This is a genomic window from Corynebacterium parakroppenstedtii (genome assembly GCF_019754935.1).
GTDB lineage: Bacteria > Actinomycetota > Actinomycetes > Mycobacteriales > Mycobacteriaceae > Corynebacterium > Corynebacterium parakroppenstedtii.
Genome location: NZ_JAGSOA010000001.1, coordinates 1,034,582 through 1,053,266, shown reverse-complemented (window position 1 = coordinate 1,053,266; position 18,685 = coordinate 1,034,582). Strand labels below are relative to the sequence as shown.

The 18,685-nt window shown below is 55.6% G+C and carries 15 protein-coding genes; 12 read left to right on the top strand and 3 right to left on the bottom strand.

Annotated elements, in window-relative coordinates; all coding sequences use genetic code 11:
• Positions 1 to 135 precede the first annotated feature (135 nt).
• From rplN to KCQ76_RS04415, 9 genes are all read left to right on the top strand, one after another.
• Positions 136 to 504, top strand: coding sequence for a 50S ribosomal protein L14 (gene rplN / locus KCQ76_RS04450; RefSeq protein ID WP_012732418.1), 369 nt, complete (start codon positions 136 to 138; stop codon positions 502 to 504).
• Positions 505 to 819 (top strand): 50S ribosomal protein L24, encoded by a 315-nt coding sequence (rplX, locus tag KCQ76_RS04445; protein WP_046202878.1) that lies wholly within the window; start codon positions 505 to 507, stop codon positions 817 to 819.
• 2 nt (positions 820 to 821) lie between these two features.
• On the top strand, positions 822 to 1,376 hold the full coding sequence (gene rplE / locus KCQ76_RS04440; RefSeq protein WP_046202879.1) for a 50S ribosomal protein L5: 555 nt from the start codon (positions 822 to 824) through the stop codon (positions 1,374 to 1,376).
• A 506-nt stretch (positions 1,377 to 1,882) separates the two neighbouring features.
• The gene (locus KCQ76_RS04435) at positions 1,883 to 5,464 is read left to right on the top strand and encodes a VaFE repeat-containing surface-anchored protein (RefSeq protein ID WP_221914804.1); all 3,582 of its coding nucleotides are present in this window, start codon (positions 1,883 to 1,885) and stop codon (positions 5,462 to 5,464) included.
• 412 nt (positions 5,465 to 5,876) lie between these two features.
• Entirely contained in the window at positions 5,877 to 6,347 is a 471-nt protein-coding gene (locus tag KCQ76_RS04430; RefSeq protein ID WP_046202881.1) for a hypothetical protein, read from the top strand.
• 327 nt (positions 6,348 to 6,674) lie between these two features.
• Positions 6,675 to 7,391, top strand: a complete 717-nt coding sequence (locus KCQ76_RS04425) for a zinc metalloprotease (RefSeq protein WP_160296124.1) — start codon at positions 6,675 to 6,677, stop codon at positions 7,389 to 7,391.
• 841 nt (positions 7,392 to 8,232) lie between these two features.
• The gene (gene pgsB, locus KCQ76_RS04420) at positions 8,233 to 9,432 is read left to right on the top strand and encodes a poly-gamma-glutamate synthase PgsB (RefSeq protein ID WP_231725458.1); all 1,200 of its coding nucleotides are present in this window, start codon (positions 8,233 to 8,235) and stop codon (positions 9,430 to 9,432) included.
• Positions 9,408 to 9,611, top strand: a complete 204-nt coding sequence (locus tag KCQ76_RS10785; RefSeq protein ID WP_052722131.1) for a hypothetical protein — start codon at positions 9,408 to 9,410, stop codon at positions 9,609 to 9,611. Before pgsB ends, KCQ76_RS10785 begins: the two co-directional genes overlap by 25 nt.
• Complete coding sequence (locus KCQ76_RS04415; RefSeq protein ID WP_046202883.1) at positions 9,611 to 10,621, top strand: poly-gamma-glutamate biosynthesis protein PgsC/CapC; 1,011 nt, start codon at positions 9,611 to 9,613, stop codon at positions 10,619 to 10,621. The genes KCQ76_RS10785 and KCQ76_RS04415 overlap by 1 nt, the downstream gene beginning before the upstream one ends.
• A 71-nt stretch (positions 10,622 to 10,692) precedes the next feature.
• Here the strand turns inward: KCQ76_RS04415 and KCQ76_RS04410 are convergent, their stop codons facing one another.
• Together KCQ76_RS04410 and KCQ76_RS04405 are read right to left on the bottom strand one after the other, a co-directional pair.
• On the bottom strand, positions 10,693 to 11,667 hold the full coding sequence (locus KCQ76_RS04410; protein ID WP_046205091.1) for a hypothetical protein: 975 nt from the start codon (positions 11,665 to 11,667) through the stop codon (positions 10,693 to 10,695).
• Positions 11,668 to 12,015: 348 nt separating this feature from the next.
• Positions 12,016 to 13,374 (bottom strand): multidrug effflux MFS transporter, encoded by a 1,359-nt coding sequence (locus KCQ76_RS04405; RefSeq protein ID WP_052722132.1) that lies wholly within the window; start codon positions 13,372 to 13,374, stop codon positions 12,016 to 12,018.
• A gap of 265 nt (positions 13,375 to 13,639) precedes the next feature.
• On the opposite strand from KCQ76_RS04405, the gene KCQ76_RS04400 reads away from it, so the two are divergent.
• The 3 genes from KCQ76_RS04400 to KCQ76_RS04390 all read left to right on the top strand — a co-directional run bounded on the left by KCQ76_RS04400 (position 13,640) and on the right by KCQ76_RS04390 (position 18,049).
• Positions 13,640 to 14,962 (top strand): acid phosphatase, encoded by a 1,323-nt coding sequence (locus tag KCQ76_RS04400; RefSeq protein ID WP_046202886.1) that lies wholly within the window; start codon positions 13,640 to 13,642, stop codon positions 14,960 to 14,962.
• Between the two features lie 103 nt (positions 14,963 to 15,065).
• Positions 15,066 to 16,919: an alkaline phosphatase D family protein gene (locus KCQ76_RS04395; RefSeq protein ID WP_221914803.1), complete on the top strand. Its 1,854-nt coding sequence runs from the start codon at positions 15,066 to 15,068 to the stop codon at positions 16,917 to 16,919.
• A gap of 176 nt (positions 16,920 to 17,095) precedes the next feature.
• Positions 17,096 to 18,049, top strand: coding sequence for an ABC transporter substrate-binding protein (locus tag KCQ76_RS04390; RefSeq protein WP_046202931.1), 954 nt, complete (start codon positions 17,096 to 17,098; stop codon positions 18,047 to 18,049).
• Positions 18,050 to 18,098: 49 nt separating this feature from the next.
• On the opposite strand, the gene KCQ76_RS04385 is transcribed toward KCQ76_RS04390, so the two are convergent.
• Positions 18,099 to 18,527: a cupin domain-containing protein gene (locus tag KCQ76_RS04385; RefSeq protein ID WP_052722134.1), complete on the bottom strand. Its 429-nt coding sequence runs from the start codon at positions 18,525 to 18,527 to the stop codon at positions 18,099 to 18,101.
• Positions 18,528 to 18,685 lie beyond the last annotated feature (158 nt).

Below are 18,685 nucleotides of genomic sequence, written 5' to 3'. Positions count from 1 at the left end.
GCTCATGTCGCCCTGGTTTTGGGTGAGGATGAGTGCTGAAGGATCGGGCCAACCATCTCAAAACAGACAAGACCAGGTGCGTTCGGGTCGGAAATCCGGCGCACGAAGCAACAACCCCAGGTCTAGGAGACTCTAGTGATTCAGCAGGAATCGCGTTTGCGAGTCGCCGATAACACGGGTGCGCGGGAAATCCTGTGCATCCGTGTGCTCGGTGGTTCCACACGCCGCTTCGCTGGTATTGGTGATGTCATCGTTGCCACCGTGAAGGAAGCAACCCCCGGCGGAAATGTTAAGGCCGGCGACATCGTCAAGGCTGTTATCGTCCGCGCGAAGAAGGAAACCCGCCGCCCGGATGGCTCGTACATTCGTTTCGACGAGAACGCTGCCGTTCTTATCCGTAACGACAATGAGCCACGTGGTACGCGTATTTTCGGGCCTGTTGCCCGCGAGTTGCGCGACAAGAAGTTCATGAAGATTGTCTCGCTCGCCCCGGAGGTGCTCTAAATGAAGATCCATAAGGGCGATACCGTCATCGTCATCTCTGGCCCGGACAAAGGCGCGAAGGGTAAGGTCATTGAGGCTTACCCGAAGCGCGAGAAAGTCCTGGTTGAGGGTGTTAACCGCATCAAGAAGCATGTCGCTAATTCAGCACCGGAGCGTGGCGCGGAGTCGGGTGGAATTGTCACCCAGGAAGCTCCCATCCACGTCTCTAACGTGATGATCATCGATGCTGACGGTAACCCGACGCGTGTTGGGTACCGTTTCGACGAGAACGGCAAGAAGGTCCGTATCTCCCGACGTACCGGGAAGGACATTTAACCATGAGCGAGAACTACACCCCCCGTTTGAAAACTCGGTACCGCAGCGAGATTCGCGAGACTCTGAACAAAGAGTTCGAGTACGAGAATGTCATGCAGATCCCGGGTATCACCAAGGTCGTTGTCAACATGGGTGTTGGCGACGCCGCTCGTGACTCCAAGTTGATCAACGGCGCACTGAACGACCTCACTTTGATCACGGGTCAGAAGCCACAGATCCGCCGCGCGAAGAAGGCTATTGCTAACTTCAAGCTGCGCGAGGGCATGCCGATTGGTGCTCGCGTCACCCTACGTGGCGACCGTATGTGGGAATTCCTCGATCGTCTCTTGACGGTTGCTCTCCCGCGTATTCGTGACTTCCGTGGACTGTCGGATAAGCAGTTCGATGGACACGGTAACTACACCTTCGGTCTGGCCGAGCAGTCCATGTTCTACGAGCTGGACGTAGACAAGATTGACCGTCCCCGCGGTATGAATATCACTGTGGTGACGTCCGCAACAAATAACGAAGAGGGCCGCGTGCTGCTGCGCGAGCTGGGCTTCCCATTCAAGAAATAGAGGACTCTAAGTAGTACCTCTTATTGTCTCTGCATAGGGGCGAGTGGTGGTTGATAACCATTGCTCGCCCCTTTTCGTGTGCCCTATAAAAATAATTTGTATAACAATCCGTTAACACTGAGAACCAATTGGGGGTGGGCGGTTCGTATCTAAAAACTCAACTTTGAAGCAACGTTAGCGAAAGCTGCAAACTTTATGTGCAGCGCATGTGCGTATTTGCGGGTGTCTGACTTCCGCTAATGGGGGTAACGCGGTGTGGTAGTGATCAAACAAAAAAGACTGCAGTCCTGAATTAATACCGCATACGTAGGTACTTTTATGCCGTCTGCAGCATTTGGTTTACGGACCAGTAGCCACTATTTTCGGTGAACATGTCACTTATGTTGTAGAAGTTTCTCTATGTTTAGGAAGCTTTCACCGGAGCGTGGCGACGGGTGGATACGTCACCGCTGCTCCGCAACATAGGGGCCATAGGTACTGTTGTTTTACCTCTATGGAGTTTTGAGATGCATAACCACAGGCGCGGAAGCGCCGTAATAACCGGGGGAGGTGAGTCGCGCGCACGCGTGGTCTACGCCATCATCGGCGCAATGGCCCTGCTGTTGGGAGTCGCACGGTTTGCACCATCCGACATGACACCAACCGCTTACGGAGCGTCCGATATTGGCGATCCCAGTGCAAGCGCGACTGGCAAGATCGACCCCAAGGATGTTGGTGAATTAACCGCACCCAATAATGCGACCGGTAACGGTACTAACTATTACGTCAAATACCCTAATTTGCAGCGTGAACCGGAAAATAGCATTGTCGTAAACGGCGATACACCAGCTGTTTGTGTGGATGCTTTTGGTGGGTCGCCAGGTCAAGCGAATAGCTACACCGTTGCAACTGACAATAAGATCCGTAACACCACTTTCAATCCGGAGTTGGGTAAAAAATTCGCCGCTCGTTGGGGTGATGCTTATGAAAGCCAGAACTTCCAGCAAATAGCTCAAGAAGCTGGTGTTTCCAATCCGAGCCGCGAAGCTCTCCAAGGTGGGGTTGCCATGGCAGCTTGGGTTCTGCAGGGTCGCAACATAGACGACGCGACAATTCAGCGTCATTCAAGGCTAGGTAGCCGAGACCTGCCTGAAGAAACTAAGCAGGCGCGCCAAATTGCGCACTACATGGTTAAGGAAGCGCAGAACTACTCCGGTTCGGTAGAAGACGCTGCGGAACCTGCAACCGTTAAGATCGCTCAGGGAGATCGAACTGAAAACGGTGACGGCACCGTTATTCCTATCTCGATATCCGGTGATTCCGATAGTGATAAAGCAACGATTAAGGTTGAAAACCTGCCCTCTGGGGCAAAACTCACCGACGCGAGTGGAAACACCGTGAATAATGGTGACGAGGTTTCTATTCCGTCTGAGCTTAAACTCACTATCCCCAGCGGAACTGACGCTGGTCAGGCAAAGATCTCTGCATCTACGCAAAAAACATCCAAGCTCCCGGCAGGGACGTTGTTGAAACCGGACGTTGATGTTGCCCAAAACATTATGACGGTTAAGCCCGGCAAAAACGTTCCGTCGAACGCTACTGCTGGCATTAACGTGAAGTGGGATAAGGAGACCCCGTCGTCTTCCTCCTCTTCCTCTTCGTCGTCTGCTACGTCCTCGACCTCTGCTAGCAGCTCTACCCCGAAGCCGGTCGTTCCGACCTCGTCCGGTTCAGAGTCTTCTACGACGTCATCCTCTCGTGTGACGTCGACTAGCTCGTCGACCTCTAGTGAGAAGCCGTCTTCGACTGCTTCTGAGTCTTCTTCGACCAGCGCTTCCTCGTCCACCAAGGTTCCGGCTAACGACAACCCGAAGATTTCGACCACGGTTGATGTTGACGGCAAGAAGTCGTCTGAGGGTAACCCGGTTAAGGTTGATGCGTCCAAGCTCCATGAGGGCATTAACGTTAAGGACCACATCGACTACGAGGGCCTTGCTCCGAACACGAAGTACGAGTTCACCGGTACGTTGATGAAGGTCGAAAACGGCAAGGCCAGCCCGGTTTCCGGTGTGAAGCCTGCCTCCAAGGTTGAGACCATCGGCAAGGATGGCAAGGGCACGGCCACTGTTGACTTCGGCAAGATCACGGATCTGAAGCCGGATACGCAGTACGTTGTGTTCGAGAAGGCTGTTCCGCTCGACAAGAGCGAGAACCCGTCTGTTGATGACAACGGAACTCCGAAGAACCCGAGTGAGGATAAGCGGGAGACCGTAACTCACGAGGATGCTGACGATGATTCCCAGACCTTCACCACTGGTGAGGAGCCCACGTCGTCAACTGCTCCGGCTCCGTCGAGCACCTCGAGCAGCTCGACCTCTTCTGTGAAGCCGTCGTCGACCTCCAGCGAGTCCACCTCCAAGCCTGTTCCGGCTGAGATCAAGGAATCCGAGTCTTCCACGACGTCGACGTCTGAGGTTTCGAGTGATAACCCGAAGATTTCGACCACGGTTGAGGTTGACGGTAAGAAGTCGAATGATGTTGATCCGTTGATGGTTGATGCTCAGAAGGCTAAGGATGGTATCTCGGTCAAGGACAATATTGACTACCAGGGCATGAAGCCGGGTACGAAGTACAAGTTCGTTGGTACCTTGATGAAGATTGAGGATGGCCAGCCGGCTCCTGTGTCTAACGTGAAGCCTGCTTCGGTTGTTGAGACCATTGGTGATAGCGGTAAGGGCACTGCGGTTGTTGACTTCGGTACGTTGACCAACATGAAGGCTGATACGCAGTACGTTGTCTTTGAGAAGGCTATTCCTGTTGATGACAATGGAAAGCCGACGGTCAAGGATGATGGGACGCCGAAGAATCCGAGCAAGGATGATCGCGAGACCGTCAAGCACGAGGATTCTAACGATATGGCGCAGACGTTTGTGACTGAGCCGGATGATGAGGATGCGTCGAGTACGCCGTCGCCGTCGTCGACCTCTGCTCCGAAGCCTGCGGATATTAAGCAGTCCACGACGTCATCGACCTCGGCTCCGAAGCCTGCGGATATTAAGCAGTCCACGACATCGTCGACCTCGGCTCCGAAGCCGGTTGCGCCAGTCGAGCCGACTAAGCCGTCGACGTCGGCGGATAAGCCGGATGAAACTCCAAACGGCACGCCGAAGATCTCGACAACAGTGGATGTTGACGGTGAGCGCGCGTCCGAAGGAAACCCGGTTCAGGTTGACTCCGCTAAGGCTCTTAAGGGCATCACTGTGAAGGATCACATTGATTACCAAGGCCTGGAGCCGAACACCACGTACCGCTTCACCGGTACGCTCATGAAGGTGGAGAACGGAAAGGCCACCCCGGTCTCTGGCGTTGAACCTGCCTCTGTCCTTGAGAACGTTGATGGCAGTGGTAAGGGCACAGCAACCGTCGATTTCGGTACCTTGACCCGCATGAAGCCGGGTACCAAGTACGTTGTTTTCGAGAAGGCTATTCCTGTTGATGACAACGGAAACCCGACGGTCAAGGATGATGGGACGCCGAAGAATCCGAGCAAGGATGATCGCGAGACCGTCAAGCACGAAGACGCCAATGACTCTGCGCAGACGTTCGTAACGTCGCCAGAAGGTAAGCCGGTTCCGGCTGACTCTCGCCAGCCTGGTGAATCCGGAACCCACCCGACCCCCGGTAAGCCTGGTTCGGACAACTCGAGTGAAACCCCGGGCAAGCCTGGTCAGAGTGGTACCACTTCATCTGAGTCCCCGGCCCCGTCTACGGACAATGGCAAGCCTGGCGACTCTGAAGGTCCCGACAACGGTTCCGGTAATGGTTCCGACAATGGTTCCGGTAACGGCTCAAACGGATCAGATAACGGCTCCAATGGTGCTGGCCACGGCTCTGATAACGGATCTAGCAGCGGGTCCGATAACGGCTCCGGTAACGGGTCCGACAACGGTTCCGGTAACGGATCTGGCAGCGGCTCCAGCCACGGAGTAGGTGGAGCGCTAGCTTCCACCGGTGCAAACGTGATCTGGTTGGCACTGCTGGCTATGGCCTTGATAGCCACGGGCGCAGGCGTTGTTCTCTGGAACCGTCGCCGCTCCCAGGAAGGATAGGCATTACGCGGTATGAACGGTCGGCCCCTTTAGGGGGCCACCGTAGCCCGCGGTTCTAGGTCCAAACCCAGAACACCTAACCCTCAGACTTTCCTGACCACCAACGCGAATTTTCGTCCTCAATGGTTCCCTATGTGGAACACGAGGGCGGTGAATTCGGCGTCACAGTGACTTGGCGTCATAGTGACGTAAAAATGGCTTAGAGCTGGGCTATGAGACCAAGCTCTCAGCAAATTTCGTGTGGTCGGGAACCCTTTTCCTCGTCCTCATTTGTGAGCGACAGCATTTCTTTGAAGGCTCCGAGGGATGGTGAACGTCGCGCGAGCCTGGTGGCACACAGTAAGGAGTGTGCTATGAGGTCGCGTGAATGTCACCGTTCCCCATATGGCCATTACCAATAGGAGACAAATCAATGGGACTCACCAAAAAAATTGGTGCCCTAGCGCTTAGCGGAGCTATCGCGTGTGGTATAGCAACTGTATCGGCAGGTGTTGCGCCAGCAGCAAGTGCAAAGCCTTCGTGTGAAGGTCAGACTGCGTTGGCCTCGATGGCCGAGCCTCTCGATCGCATTTTCACGGCCGATGGTAAAGAGATAACTATTTCGAATAAGCGCAATGTGCAGCAATTCGTTTATCTCAGTAGCTGCGATGCAGAGAAGCTAGCCAACTTGATCAGCGATCTCGGTAAGGGCGATGACGTCAAGAAAGAGATTGTGAAAGCAATCCCTGGCATTGATAAGTTCGCCGACCAGGTTGCTAAAGGTGTTAAGGATAAGAAGGTTCTAACCGCCCAAAATTTGAAGGATCAGTCGAGCGACTTCAATAGTGGAGTCATTCTTGACCTCAAGAATGGTACTGTCGCGCTAATTGCTAAGCAGCTTTAGCGCTAGACAAATACAGGAGTTGGAATCGGCTTTAGACAGTTGAGTTATCGCCGGAGAAAGGCTACTGGCCTATCCGTGGACAACTTCGCAGTGTGGAGCAAAATTTCAATTCCATCCAATCACCCCGGCATCTGGTGGATTTCCGTCATCGTATGCCGGGGTGCTTTTATACTGATGTACAAAACTGTGCAAGTTATCACAGTGCCCGGGGCACGTCACTATGTGAAAGGACAACCACACACCCTCGCACCGCGTAGTGCGTGGTGAGCATGAAGTGCACGTGCCCACGTGAAACTCGACCACAGAAAGTGATCCACAATGCGCTTTATGCCTCACGCCCACGTATCTCAGAACACTCAAGTATCGGGGACTCGAACAGACCTGCATCGTAACCATCGACGATTTGCGACGGCCGTGATGTCTATGGCGGCGTCGGCAGCTCTGCTTGTTGCTCCTGGTACTAGCCCATCCGCTCACGCTAATGAACAAAATGGGCAGAATAATTCGGCCGAACAATGCGAGGAAGCTCATCAGGCAGTTGAACAGGGCCAGCCCCTTCCGAAGCTGGAGCTTTTCCGTAAAGGCCACGGGGCCGTGCACGATGGGAAAGTCGTTATTTTCGACGATAGTGCGCGGTATTCGGATGAAATTAAGGCCGCAGCCAGTTCGTGGACCAAAGCTACAAATGGGGCAATCACGTTTGACGTCGTGGATAAGGAAACGACGAATTCGGTTCGCGTTTTTGACGTCAAGCGTGATGACGCTACGTGGGTGGGTTGGACACGACACGATCCGTACCGCGTGTTACTGAATGCTGATTATTTGGATGGAATGTCACAGAGTGCTCGTCAGGGAACGATCGCTCATGAATTTGGCCACCTGGTGGGGCTAAAGCATGGGTGTCCTGGAGACTTAATGCATGCAATATCGGATTATCAGCAGCCGCCAGCCCCTCAGGCGACTGATATTCAGGCTGCCCTTCAAGACGATAACGACACCACGGCGGTAACGACCACGCGGTCCTTCCCCGATTATTCTGCATAGGCTCCGCGTTATTAATTTTTGAGTAAATATAAGATGTAGGCGTTGATGGTGTAACGCTTTGTCGCTATCCAACGATTACATAGGTGTCACAACGTGCGGAGTCGGCAAGGCGAGCTAGGGCACAGCTCCGTGGCCACTTGACGCGGTGTGATGAGAGATGAAAGTGCGGGTGTGTAAGCACCCGCACTTTCTTATACCTGCTGGCATATTCAACTACCCAGATATAAATGTGATCGATATCACCTTAATTATTACGAAATTTTTAAGTTTATGTCTCAAGAGGGTAATAATCAGCTGGTCTGACATCCATTTGTGATGTCATAACTAGTTCGTTGTCCAGTGAAGATGATGCGTTTCCAGTGTGCGAGTGATGGCGTTCATCGGGGGTGCTAAGCGGACATGGAAACAAAAATACTCGCCATCTACCCATAAAAACGCACAAATGAAGCCCTATGTGTTTGATAATTGTGTGATTTCCATTAGCCAGAGTTTAGAGTTCTCTGTAAGCTTCACCACTGGTTATTTTGACATTGGAACTGCGAGTTCTAGCAACAAGCACACCCCCGTGCTGGGTTCCTACTTCCTCCGTGAATAGCACATGCAAACGTAGCGGTAACACGTTGTTTTCATGCCATTCCCGGTGATGTGCCCGAAGTTAATGCCCGGGGAACGCTGATGGCCCTCCATCACATACATGTGCCCACTTCGTATGTGGTCGGTTTATGGCGTCAACGGTGTCCGTTTGTCACGGTTGAGGGGGTGTTATTGGGTTAGGGCCGCTTTTCACGTGTCGTAACAGTGCCTTCATCTCTCATCACGCTCTGCCAGGAGTGATTTTTTCATGATTACCTTCGCCGCGCTTGCAGGAACGGCTGGGATCGCCGGAATGTACGCGTTCCGTCGTAAAGAAAATGCGCACCGTTCGCGCATGTCCAAACTTGACTACAACATCCACGTCAACGGTATCCGCGGTAAATCCACCATCACCCGCATGCTGGGTAGTGTCCTCCGCGAAGCCGGGGTATCCACAGTGTCAAAAACCACGGGTACCTACGCGTGCGTCATCGACCCCCAAGCGGGCGAACACCCCATTCAGCGCACCGGCCCCGCGAATATCAACGAGCAGTACGACTTCTTGAAAGAATGGCTCGACGGCTCCGTCAACGGCCTCGTCGTCGAATGCATGGCGGTCAAGCCAAAATACCAGAATCTGTGCCAGAACGTCATTCTCCGTTCGCCTATTTCCGTGATCACGAACGTCCGACTGGACCACCAGGAAGAAATGGGGGACACGGTCGAGGAAATCGCCGACTCCCTGTGTAACACTGTCCCCGAACACGGGCTGGTTATCACCGGTGAGCGCAATGAAAGCGTCCTCAAAGTCATCCGGAAGAACTGCGAGGCTCGGAACTCCCGGTTGATCGTCGCTGAAGAGAGTGAGCTTTCCCGGAGCCTCGTCGACAAGTTCGCGTACCAGCAGTTCGAAGAGAACGTCGCTGTTGTGTTGACCCTGGCTGAAGCCCTCGATATCGACACCGACGTCGCTGTGCGCGGCATGCTCAAGGCAGAGCCCGACCCGGGCACGACCAAGGTCATCAAGGTGGAGGAAGAAAACAACTCCCTCTACTGGGTGCCCATGTTCGCGGTCAACGACTGGGAATCCACCACCAAGGTCTACAATTCCGTTCACGACGGCCGCCTGCCGGAGGGCACCAAGCACGTCATCGCGATGAACAACCGTGCTGACCGCACCGACCGCGCGTCCATGTTTGTCGACGTGATCACCAAGGACCTCAAGGAGCAGTTCGACAAGATCGTGCTCTACGGAGATATCCAAGACGCCGTGTATCAGAAGCTGGTCGCTGGCGGCGTGCACGAAAGCAACATTTTGACCACGACAGACATCGAGGAAACCGACGGCAAAGCGCTGGTGGCCGTGCCCGCGAGTCCTTCGACGATGACGCCGAGGTTGCCGTCTACGGTATGGTCAACATCCACACACAGCACGTTCAGTCCATGGAGAAGTACATCTCCACGCTGAAGTCTGAAAACGCGCTCGCTCCCGTGGAAGAGCTGACGGGCTCCGTGGAAGTTACCGCCCCTGAAGAGGCTGTGACGACCACCAACACGGACGTGGCTGCGCGAGGCAAAGACGCCGATATCGATAACGAAATCGGCGCAGTATCACGTAAAGACGAGCATGTAGAGGTCATGGCGTAGTGAACCTGCTGGAATCTCAGGGATATAGTTTCCTCTGCGACTACATTCACCTCACCTTCCTCATTGGGGTGATGGTCAGCTATCTGTACTTCCGTAAGTATCGCGTATCGATCGGCGGAACGCTGGCCGTTGGGTATTTGGCAGCATCCCTTTATGCGCCATTGAACTCCTTGGTCACAGTCCTTGTGTCCATGTTCGCCTTCGTACTCATCAGGTTCGTCGTCCTCAAAATCTTCCTTCCCCGCCCGCGACAAATTTTCGCCATCGGTCTCGGTATCGGTGTGATCTGCGGATTGGCCTGGCTGGGGCTTTCCGAGTTCCTGTTTTACAGGACCAAGGAACAGTACGGCCTGGCCCTCGTCGGCGTGATCGTCCCCGGTATGATCACCAACTCGCTGAATAAACAAGGGCTCAAGAAGACCCTATTGCCCATGCTGTGGATGGTGCCCCTCGCAGGCGCTGTCGGGTGGGCGCTGACGTACGTGACCGTCAAGTGGCTAAACATCTCGATATCTGATCAGCTTTTCGACGCGTCCATCGAACGTCTTCCCCTCGTGTTCGCCCTATCGGCCACCTCTGTGCTGATGGCGCTGATCATTCAGGAACAAACTGTTCGTACGTTCAAACTCCGCACTGGCGGGTACGTGACCGTCGGCTTCCTGTGGGCGGCGGCAGCGGCGAACACCTGGTATCTCCTGATCCTTGGCTTGTCCGTGGCGGCCGTGTACCTGATCTATCACGCGTACGAAGCGCGTGTGCCACTCTTCGGCAAAGACCGGTTCGTGGTGTTGATCTTCACGTCCTTCGCGGTCACGATCATGATTGAATACATATTCTCGCTGGTTGAAGGCGCGAAACTCGCGGGGCCACAGAATATCGTTCTCTGCGTCCTCCCCGCGATTATCGCCAATGACCTGATCCAGTACGGGTTCAAACGTACCGGTGGAGGAATGAGGATTTCTCTTATCGGCACCAGCCTGGTAGCAGCGCCCCTCGTGGCTTTCCTGTAGAAGAGTCGCCTAGCCAGAGGCGACCGTGAGGGGCTCCGCCGTGTAAGGCGTGGGCCCTTCAGAGTCCCGCTCTAGTCCTCATCGGATGAGCGCCGCGAAGGCTCCCGATCAGGGTCCGCGTGGTCCGACGCGCGTGAACTCTTAGACTTCTTCTTCGTCGACGTTGACGATCGTCGTGACGACTTCGACGTCGACCGCTGAGACGACGAGCTCTCTGGCTCAGGCTCCAGGCTCGTCGAATTCTTTTTACTCGACGGCTTTTCCTTCTCGGACTCACGAACCTTGTCAATATTCGGCGCCGGTGCGTCCTGTTCACGAGTCGGCTTCGTATCCAACGTTGGCAAATCAGTCAATGCCTCACGGAAAGCCGTTGATAATCGGGCAATGGTGGTCGGAGTCTGCCCCTGTTTGGGATCCCGAATCGCGTGATTCATCTCAATCTGCATCGCGGAATGCCCCCGCTTCTGCATAAAATCGGTCACCGTGTAGGAAGCCTGGGCGTTAAATCCAGCATCAATATCCACCTGTCCGTGGAGAGTTTCCGATAAACGCCGGACAATATCGTCGGTCATAGGCGATGGACGATCACCCGTTCCGACAGAAACAGGCTCTTCGGATGAGGAATCATCCATACCATGCAGCTCGACGATGATGGCGTTGTCTGGGAGGCCCTTGAGGACGCGCGTGAACTTGTCATCGCGCGTTTTCCAATTATCGTGCCAGTCTGACACTTTCCCCGTTGTGGTGAGCGCAGACACGTTGAGTTTATCGGCCACCATCTCAGTGATCCCACCGGTGTATAAATCAGCAACCTTAGGTTGACCCCTGCGGTGGTGATTCGTCGCGTGCGGGGCCACGAGGACTAGGGGAGAAGTCTTTGTGCGGTCTACCCACCGAATCGAATCATTGGGCCCGGAGCCGTCATTGTTATGCGCAGAATACTTGGCATTGCGCTCCTTGAACTCTGACATTTGCTTCTCGGACTCCGACTCCTTTTCATCATGATGAGAAATCGTGCAGCCCTGTAAGAAGACGACGCCGGACATAGTGATTGCAACCCACGTGCCAAGCCGTCGCGACCGAGGACGTGTGTTTTCCCTGGCACGCGATGTGGGTCGTGATTCGTTGGACGGTGTGGCGGTGGTAGCGCGATGGGGTGTGCGCATCGAAGAAAGCACTCGTGTTTTACTCCAATACTCGCTCAAAGGAAGGCTTGTGGCCTTTTTGGATCTCGGGGCCGACCGAAGGGCCTAAAGGTCGTGGGCCTTGTCGGCCGACCGAATCATATAGATCGCGGTCGCCCGCGTGCATATTGAAAAGTATAACCACACAAAGCTAACCGTGCTTTCGTGAGTTTTTGGTGAGCCTGGGTTTCGTCGGGATGGTAGACCGAGCTAAGCCCTATCCGACGAGCGCGTGAGCGTGACACACCCCACGATGGCGATAATCGAACACACCAGCATGCACAACGCCATGGACAGCGACGGGTCAGAGCCGATCCCCACGAGAGGAGACACAATCCCGGCCGCTAGGAACTGCAGAGCGCCCATCGCACCAGAGCCCGCACCCGCGCCGATATCGCGGACGGCCTCAACACCCAAGGCAGTCGCATTACCCAGCAACAGCCCCGTCGCTGACGTCATGACAAAGAGACAAATGAGCGTCGGCCAGAGCCACGGGCCCAGCAGAGCGTCGATAAGCAAAATTGCGGAGGTCGCGACGTAGAGGATGAGCCCAAAGACCAGTACAGAGCGCACCTCAAACCGCCCGACGAGTGTGCCATTGAGGGCCGACATTCCCGCGATCGCGAGCGAGTTGATAGCGAAGGTAATCGAGTAGACATGCGTCGGTAATCCAAGTTGGTCTTGGAGAACAAACGGTGAGGCCGAGATGTAGGAAAAGAACGTGCCGAACCCGACCGCGAAAGCGAAGCAGTAGCCGATGAAAGCCGGGCGGCCGAAACAACGGAAAATGGTGGGCAAAAGGTTGCGGATGGCGCCCGGAGTGCGACGGTCAGCCGGCAGGCTTTCGGGCACCACGAAGCGGGACACCACGACCATAATCACGTTAAACGCGGCGAGCACCCAGAAAATGCCACGCCACCCGATGAGAGGAGAAAGAAAACCACCCAGCAGCGGAGCAATCGCCGGCGCGAGCCCCTGGATCGCCATCAGCGCGGAGAACGCAGACGCCGCAGCCCTGCCATGCGCGACGTCAGGAATGACGGAACGAGCGACGACGACGGTAGTCCCGCCCGCTATGCCTTGAAGCAATCGGAAGGCAATCAGTAAACCGATCGACGGGGTGAGGGCACACCCGGCGGAGAAAACGAAGAACAATAACGAGCCGATCACCAGGGGCCGACGCCGCCCCACCCCGTCAGAAATAGGACCCGCGAACAACTGGCCCACGGCTAAGCCGATCATGAACGCAGATAGCGTGAGCTGCACCGACGAGGCCGTCGTTGACAGATCCTTCGCGATGTCGATAAACGTGGGCAAATACATGTCGGTGCCCAGCGGCCCCGCCGCGGAAAGTAGCGCGAGCGACGTGAGAACCGCAGCGGTGAGCTGGTTTTTCTTCGGCACCGTGGTGGAAGACGTACCCGTGGCAGAGGATGTAGCGGACGCGGCGTTGGGATCCGCCGAGTGGACGTCGACACGTTCGACCTTGCCCACTGACGACGAACGCCCCCGGTCAGGGGACGAGGATGACGGAGGATTCGAGGATGATGAGTTCGGATCAGTGCTCACTCGATGTACCTACAGGGTGACCTTTCTGTGTGACGACAATGCACTCCATCGTATTACGTGCTGGTTGCGGGCTTGTGATGTGTCCACGACTGGGCTTCTGTGGCGGGTCCGTTCACCCAAAGTTCACACAGTGTTGGTGCGGGCGACACCTGAGTGTCGACACCACGTCGCTATGGTCACACACGATAAATGGAGCTACCAGTGACCTCTACCCGCGTCATTGGACCAGCGAGCGCTTACCACACGTTTTGAAAGGTACGCCTGGATGCCCCAGCCTGAATTGTTTTCCTCCCGCCCACAATCGGTTCGCTCCCCGCAGAAACCCCCACGCGACCGCGGGATAACCGCGCGACGATTCTCACGTGTCGCCGTCGCCTCGCTTGTTCTCGGAGCCACCGTCTCCACCGGTGGAATTACGCCGTCGAACACAGTTCCCCAGGCCGCAGCCGCCACGGACATCACCGCCACCATCCCGTACCTTCACCCACCTGTTCAGCACGAGGGAGCCCCCACACCCCAGGCATTCCCACCCGAGGAATACAACTGGTACCTCTCTGACCTCAGCTCTCACCCCTTCGGTATCTACGCGGATGTCATCGGTTCGTACCCGGACCTCAAAGCCCACCATCCCGAGGTTCAAGACACGAACCTTGCGACGCTCACCCGCATTAATCACGACGCCGCGACGAATCCGACCGCGATCTCGCGGGCACAAAACGATGCACGCGCCGACAAAGAGGGCGTCCTCCAGCTGTTCTCCGATGCATTCGGTGGCCGGTTAGGCGAAGAATTCCGCCAGGCTCTCAACGAGAATCGCCTCCCCAAGACGGTGATGCTCTTCGGTGGGATTACCGCGCGGGCGGGTGGCCTCGCGAGCAGCACCATCGTCGAAAAGATTGGTTTCAATGAGACCCGCCCGTATGACGACCACCCCGACCAGATCAACAAATACGAGGTCCCCGGCGAGGATTTGTACGGGCATTCCAAAGCATTCCCGTCCGGTCACACAAATCAAGCAACATGGACGACGACGCTGCTCGCGGCCATGCTGCCCGAACTCTCGGACCAGCTGCTCGCCCGCGGATCCGAGGCCGGATACAACCGCGTGGTCCTCGGTGTTCACTATCCCCTCGATGTGATGGGTGGCCGGATGACAGGGTTGGCCGCGGCGGCGGACCGGTGGAATGACCCGCGCATGAGGAATAACCTCATGGCGGCAGCGCAGGAAATCCGTGCTGAGCTGGAGTGGAGGTGCGGCGACACCTTAGTCAACTGTGTGGCCGCGGATAGCAAATACGACGACAACGCGCTCGGCAACTACGCCTACCGAATGAACTACGACTTCGCGCCGGTCAGTGACCCCAATGCCGCGATGATCGTGCCCCAGGCTGCTCCCGACCTCCTGATTAATGCCTTCCCCAACCTCACCTATGAGCAGCGCGCCCAAGTGATTGAACAAACCGCGGGTCCCGCAGGGATGCCGCTTGATGACCAATCGCCACGCGGATCCTGGGAGCGAATCAACCTTGCGGCGGCCATGAAAGCCGACGTGACCGTCAACGACGACGGCAGCGTTCATGTGAATTAAGTCTGCGTGCCCCTGGTTGCCCAGTGAGGATGACCACCTCATGAAACGGCCGAAGAACACAACGGCCGAAGAACAGAAAAGCACGGTAGAGGAGAGGACCGTTATGACGAACAAGGAACGTAAGAACACACAGCGACAAGTAACCACGTCGTCCGAATCGACGAAGCCGGAGGGCCCTTATCGCGAAGCCAAACGGCCCGCTGGCCGGCACTCGTACACGCGCCGCAGTTTCTTGCGATCGTCGTTAGCGGCGGGCGGAACCATCGCTGCTGGTAGTGCCCTCGCCGGACGGTACCCTCGTGCCTACGCAGGGGATGTGCCGGGACCAGACACAGCCCCGCAGGAAGAATCCGTCGACACCGATCTCTTCCGCCACTCCGTCGCGTCGGGAGATCCACAACCGGACAGCGTCATCATCTGGACACGTGTGACCCCCTCGCCTGAGGCCACACCGGGGTCGGAGAAGGGCGCAGACACACAGGTCAACTGGGAGGTATCCACGTCGCCTGATTTCAGGAAAATCGTTCGGAGTGGTTACGAAACCTCGTCGGCAAGCAAAGATCACACGATCAAAGTTGATGTGAAAGATCTGCAGCCCGACACTCAATACTTCTATCGGTTTGCTGTTGAGCGCGACGGGAAACCACACTATTCGCGCGTTGGCCGGACTCGGACTGCGCTTGGCAGTGGTGGGGAGCGGACGGTCAATTTCGGTGTGGTCTCATGCAGTAATTACGAGGCCGGGTACTTCCGCTCCTACCGGGATATTGCTGGGCGGGACGACCTCGAATTTGTCCTCCACCTGGGCGATTACACTTACGAATACGAGACGGGCGGGTACAACGGCGCTTATGATTCGCAAGTTCGCGTGGTGCAGCCGGCGGAACGCACCACGACTTTGCAGGACTATCGAATCCGCCAGGGATGCTACCACGAAGACCCTGACCTGGCCGATTGCCACGCAGCCAAGCCCTTCATCTGCATTTGGGATGATCACGAATTTGCCGACAACAACTGGCGTGAGGGGGCCGCGGGAAACTCAGCTGAACCCGATGACAACTATCAAGCCATTAAAGCCGCCGCGATGCAGGCCTATTTTGAATGGCTACCAGTGCGAGTGAGCGCGGGGAACCAAGGCTCACATCTGTACCGGAAGCTGCAATACGGAAACCTGATGGAATTCATCATCCCGGATTTGCGCACGTACCGCGATTATGAATTGGTTTATACCAATAAAAAGATGTTCCTTAAGACGGATCCGGATTTCATCCGCGCCGCCGGCAAGGATGATCGCTCCATGATGGGGCAGACCCAGTTTGAGTGGTTCGGGAACGTACTGTCCAGTTCTCCGACCACGTGGCAGATAGTTGCCAATGAAGTGATGTTCGCGCCCATGACTCTTCCCGACGGCCTTGACCAGCGCACCCATGATTGGTTAGTCACACAAATTGGGCTGCCGGACCAGGGTATCCCCCTCAACACTGACCAGTGGGATGGCTACATGGCCGAACGGCAAAAGATTATTGACCTCATCGCCGACACTAAGAAAAACGTGGTGTTCTTGACCGGGGATATTCACTCGTCGTGGGCCAATGACATTCCGCGAGACATTCAAAAGTATCGTAGCGGAGCATCCAAAGATGTTGTTGCCACAGAGTTTGTGACGCCGTCTATTACCGCTAACGGTCTTTTCGATACTGTTGCGAAATCACGGGCATTAGACCAGGCAGCACGGCAGGTTTCTACCGCCGCTGCCGACGTTCTTCAGAAGACTAATGCGTGGTTTAAGTGGATAGACTTTATTCACCACGGATATATGGCAGTGAGCGTCTCTCCCGACGCTGTGTCGTGCGAGTGGTTGCACGTCGATAATGTTCTTTCTCCGAACACTCCGTTTAGGTCCGCTCGGAAGTGTACGGCATATAAAGATAAGCCCGGCGTACATACGAATGCCTAGGTTTTAAAATAACGAGTGTGTGTAACCACAGATGGATATCCCTAGACTCCCACTGTAAGGCTTAGCTAAAGTGATACGTGTTCTTTGACCGAGACCTACGTATGTGGTCAACACAATGCGTGAATGAGGCCCACGTGGGATTTCGACCGCCTCATCCCGCAGTGAAAGGGGTATCCGTGCCAACCAGTCGTCGTAACTTCTTGAAATCTTCCCTCGCTATTGCTGCATTGGCCACCACGGCCGGCGTTGTCAGCGCATGTAGCAACGACGATGATGACAAGAACAGCGATAACTCAAGCAAGAACGACCGCATCGCCGCTATCGGATGGGGGGATTACTGCACGCTTCTGGCGATGAACATCACGCCAACCTTCATCTTGACCCCGATGGGAATGGATGAGAAGAAAGACAACGGCGTCGGCCCCTGGGCGAGCGACAAAGTCAAGGGCAAAGACATCACCGTCATGGCAGCGACGTCCCAGGAAATCGGCAACGACGTTCTGGAAAAAATTGCCGCTGCAAAGCCGTCGAAGATTATTGCCGTGAACTCCGGGCTGAAAGATGATGAGAAGAAGCGGCTCAACGATATTGCGCCGACCATCGTTCACCCCGATAAGTACGCCGACTACCAGGTGCCGTGGGACGCTCAGGTCAAAGAAATTGCCAAGGCGGTAGGCAAGGAATCCGACGGCGACAAACTCGTCAGCGACACTAAGAAGAAATTTGATGATTTCTCGTCATCCCACCCGGACCTAAAAGGTAAGAAAGCCGCCACAGTTATTGCCATGCAAGGCCAATTCGCGGTCTATACCAGTGGCGATGGCCGCGGACAGTTTATTAAGGACCTGGGATTCGTCATTCCGGACGACCTTAATAAGGGAGATAACGGCCAGTTCTACAAATATCTCTCCTCCGAGAACCTCTCGCAGCTCGACGAACTCGACTACCTCTTCCTACTCGATTACGCCGGGAGTAATGAGGAAGCAAAGAAAAACCCGCTGTTCCAGAACATTAAGGCTGTTAAAGAAGGGAACATGCGGGAGATTTCTCAGGACACCGCGACGGCCATGAGCCTGCCCAACCCGCTGACCATTCCGTGGGCGATTGAACAGTTCGACAAGGCTATTTAGCAGGGGATTTATCTAGCAGGGAAGTAGCCCGCCCCGGCGTGGGCCAGCGCTACTTTTCGAACGGGAGCTTCTCGGGCTTCCCGGAGTGCCCCTGATACCCCTCATGGTCGCCGGTGTGCAGCGTGAGCTGCATGATCGCCCCATCCTTCGACGTCACATGGTGGACCACGAACGCCGGAACATATTGCACCATCCCCGGCGTCAACGTGGTCGCCGTGAACTCATTTTCATCGACTTCCGACGGGTCAGACGCCTTCCTGGCGACGGCGAACTCAACCTCCCCTTCGATCACCTGGACGGAGATCGGGTGCGGTGCATGATGCGAATCCAGGCGCTGACCTGGTGCGAAGCGGAATGCCACGATCGTCGCCCCGTCGGCAGTGGCTAAGCGTTGCGCGGCGGGGAAATCGCCCTCCTTCGCGGCCGGAGCCTCGTCGTTAATATTGAGAACAAATGGAGCATGTGGTGTGAAGGGCATGACCTGGCTCTTCCTTCTATCCGATGATGATCTGGTGACCTCATCGTAACTCTGAGCGTGCAGGAGGGGCAGCCCCTTCTGGGGTGCATAAAAACAGCGCGACAACACAGCGCGACGCACAGACGAAAGCACTGCGTTGACCGGCGTCGGCAAGCGAT

Bases quoted from the DNA above. Each gene is read 5' to 3' on its own strand.
- rplX (WP_046202878.1), top strand. From the start codon at position 505: ATGAAGATCCATAAGGGCGATACCGTCATCGTCATCTCTGGCCCGGAC.
- rplE (WP_046202879.1), top strand. From the start codon at position 822: ATGAGCGAGAACTACACCCCCCGTTTGAAAACTCGGTACCGCAGCGAG.
- KCQ76_RS04435 (WP_221914804.1), top strand. From the start codon at position 1,883: ATGCATAACCACAGGCGCGGAAGCGCCGTAATAACCGGGGGAGGTGAG.
- KCQ76_RS04430 (WP_046202881.1), top strand. From the start codon at position 5,877: ATGGGACTCACCAAAAAAATTGGTGCCCTAGCGCTTAGCGGAGCTATC.
- KCQ76_RS04425 (WP_160296124.1), top strand. From the start codon at position 6,675: ATGCCTCACGCCCACGTATCTCAGAACACTCAAGTATCGGGGACTCGA.
- pgsB (WP_231725458.1), top strand. From the start codon at position 8,233: ATGATTACCTTCGCCGCGCTTGCAGGAACGGCTGGGATCGCCGGAATG.
- KCQ76_RS10785 (WP_052722131.1), top strand. From the start codon at position 9,408: ATGGAGAAGTACATCTCCACGCTGAAGTCTGAAAACGCGCTCGCTCCC.
- KCQ76_RS04410 (WP_046205091.1), bottom strand. From the start codon at position 11,667: ATGTCCGGCGTCGTCTTCTTACAGGGCTGCACGATTTCTCATCATGAT.
- KCQ76_RS04400 (WP_046202886.1), top strand. From the start codon at position 13,640: ATGCCCCAGCCTGAATTGTTTTCCTCCCGCCCACAATCGGTTCGCTCC.
- KCQ76_RS04395 (WP_221914803.1), top strand. From the start codon at position 15,066: ATGACGAACAAGGAACGTAAGAACACACAGCGACAAGTAACCACGTCG.
- KCQ76_RS04385 (WP_052722134.1), bottom strand. From the start codon at position 18,527: ATGCCCTTCACACCACATGCTCCATTTGTTCTCAATATTAACGACGAG.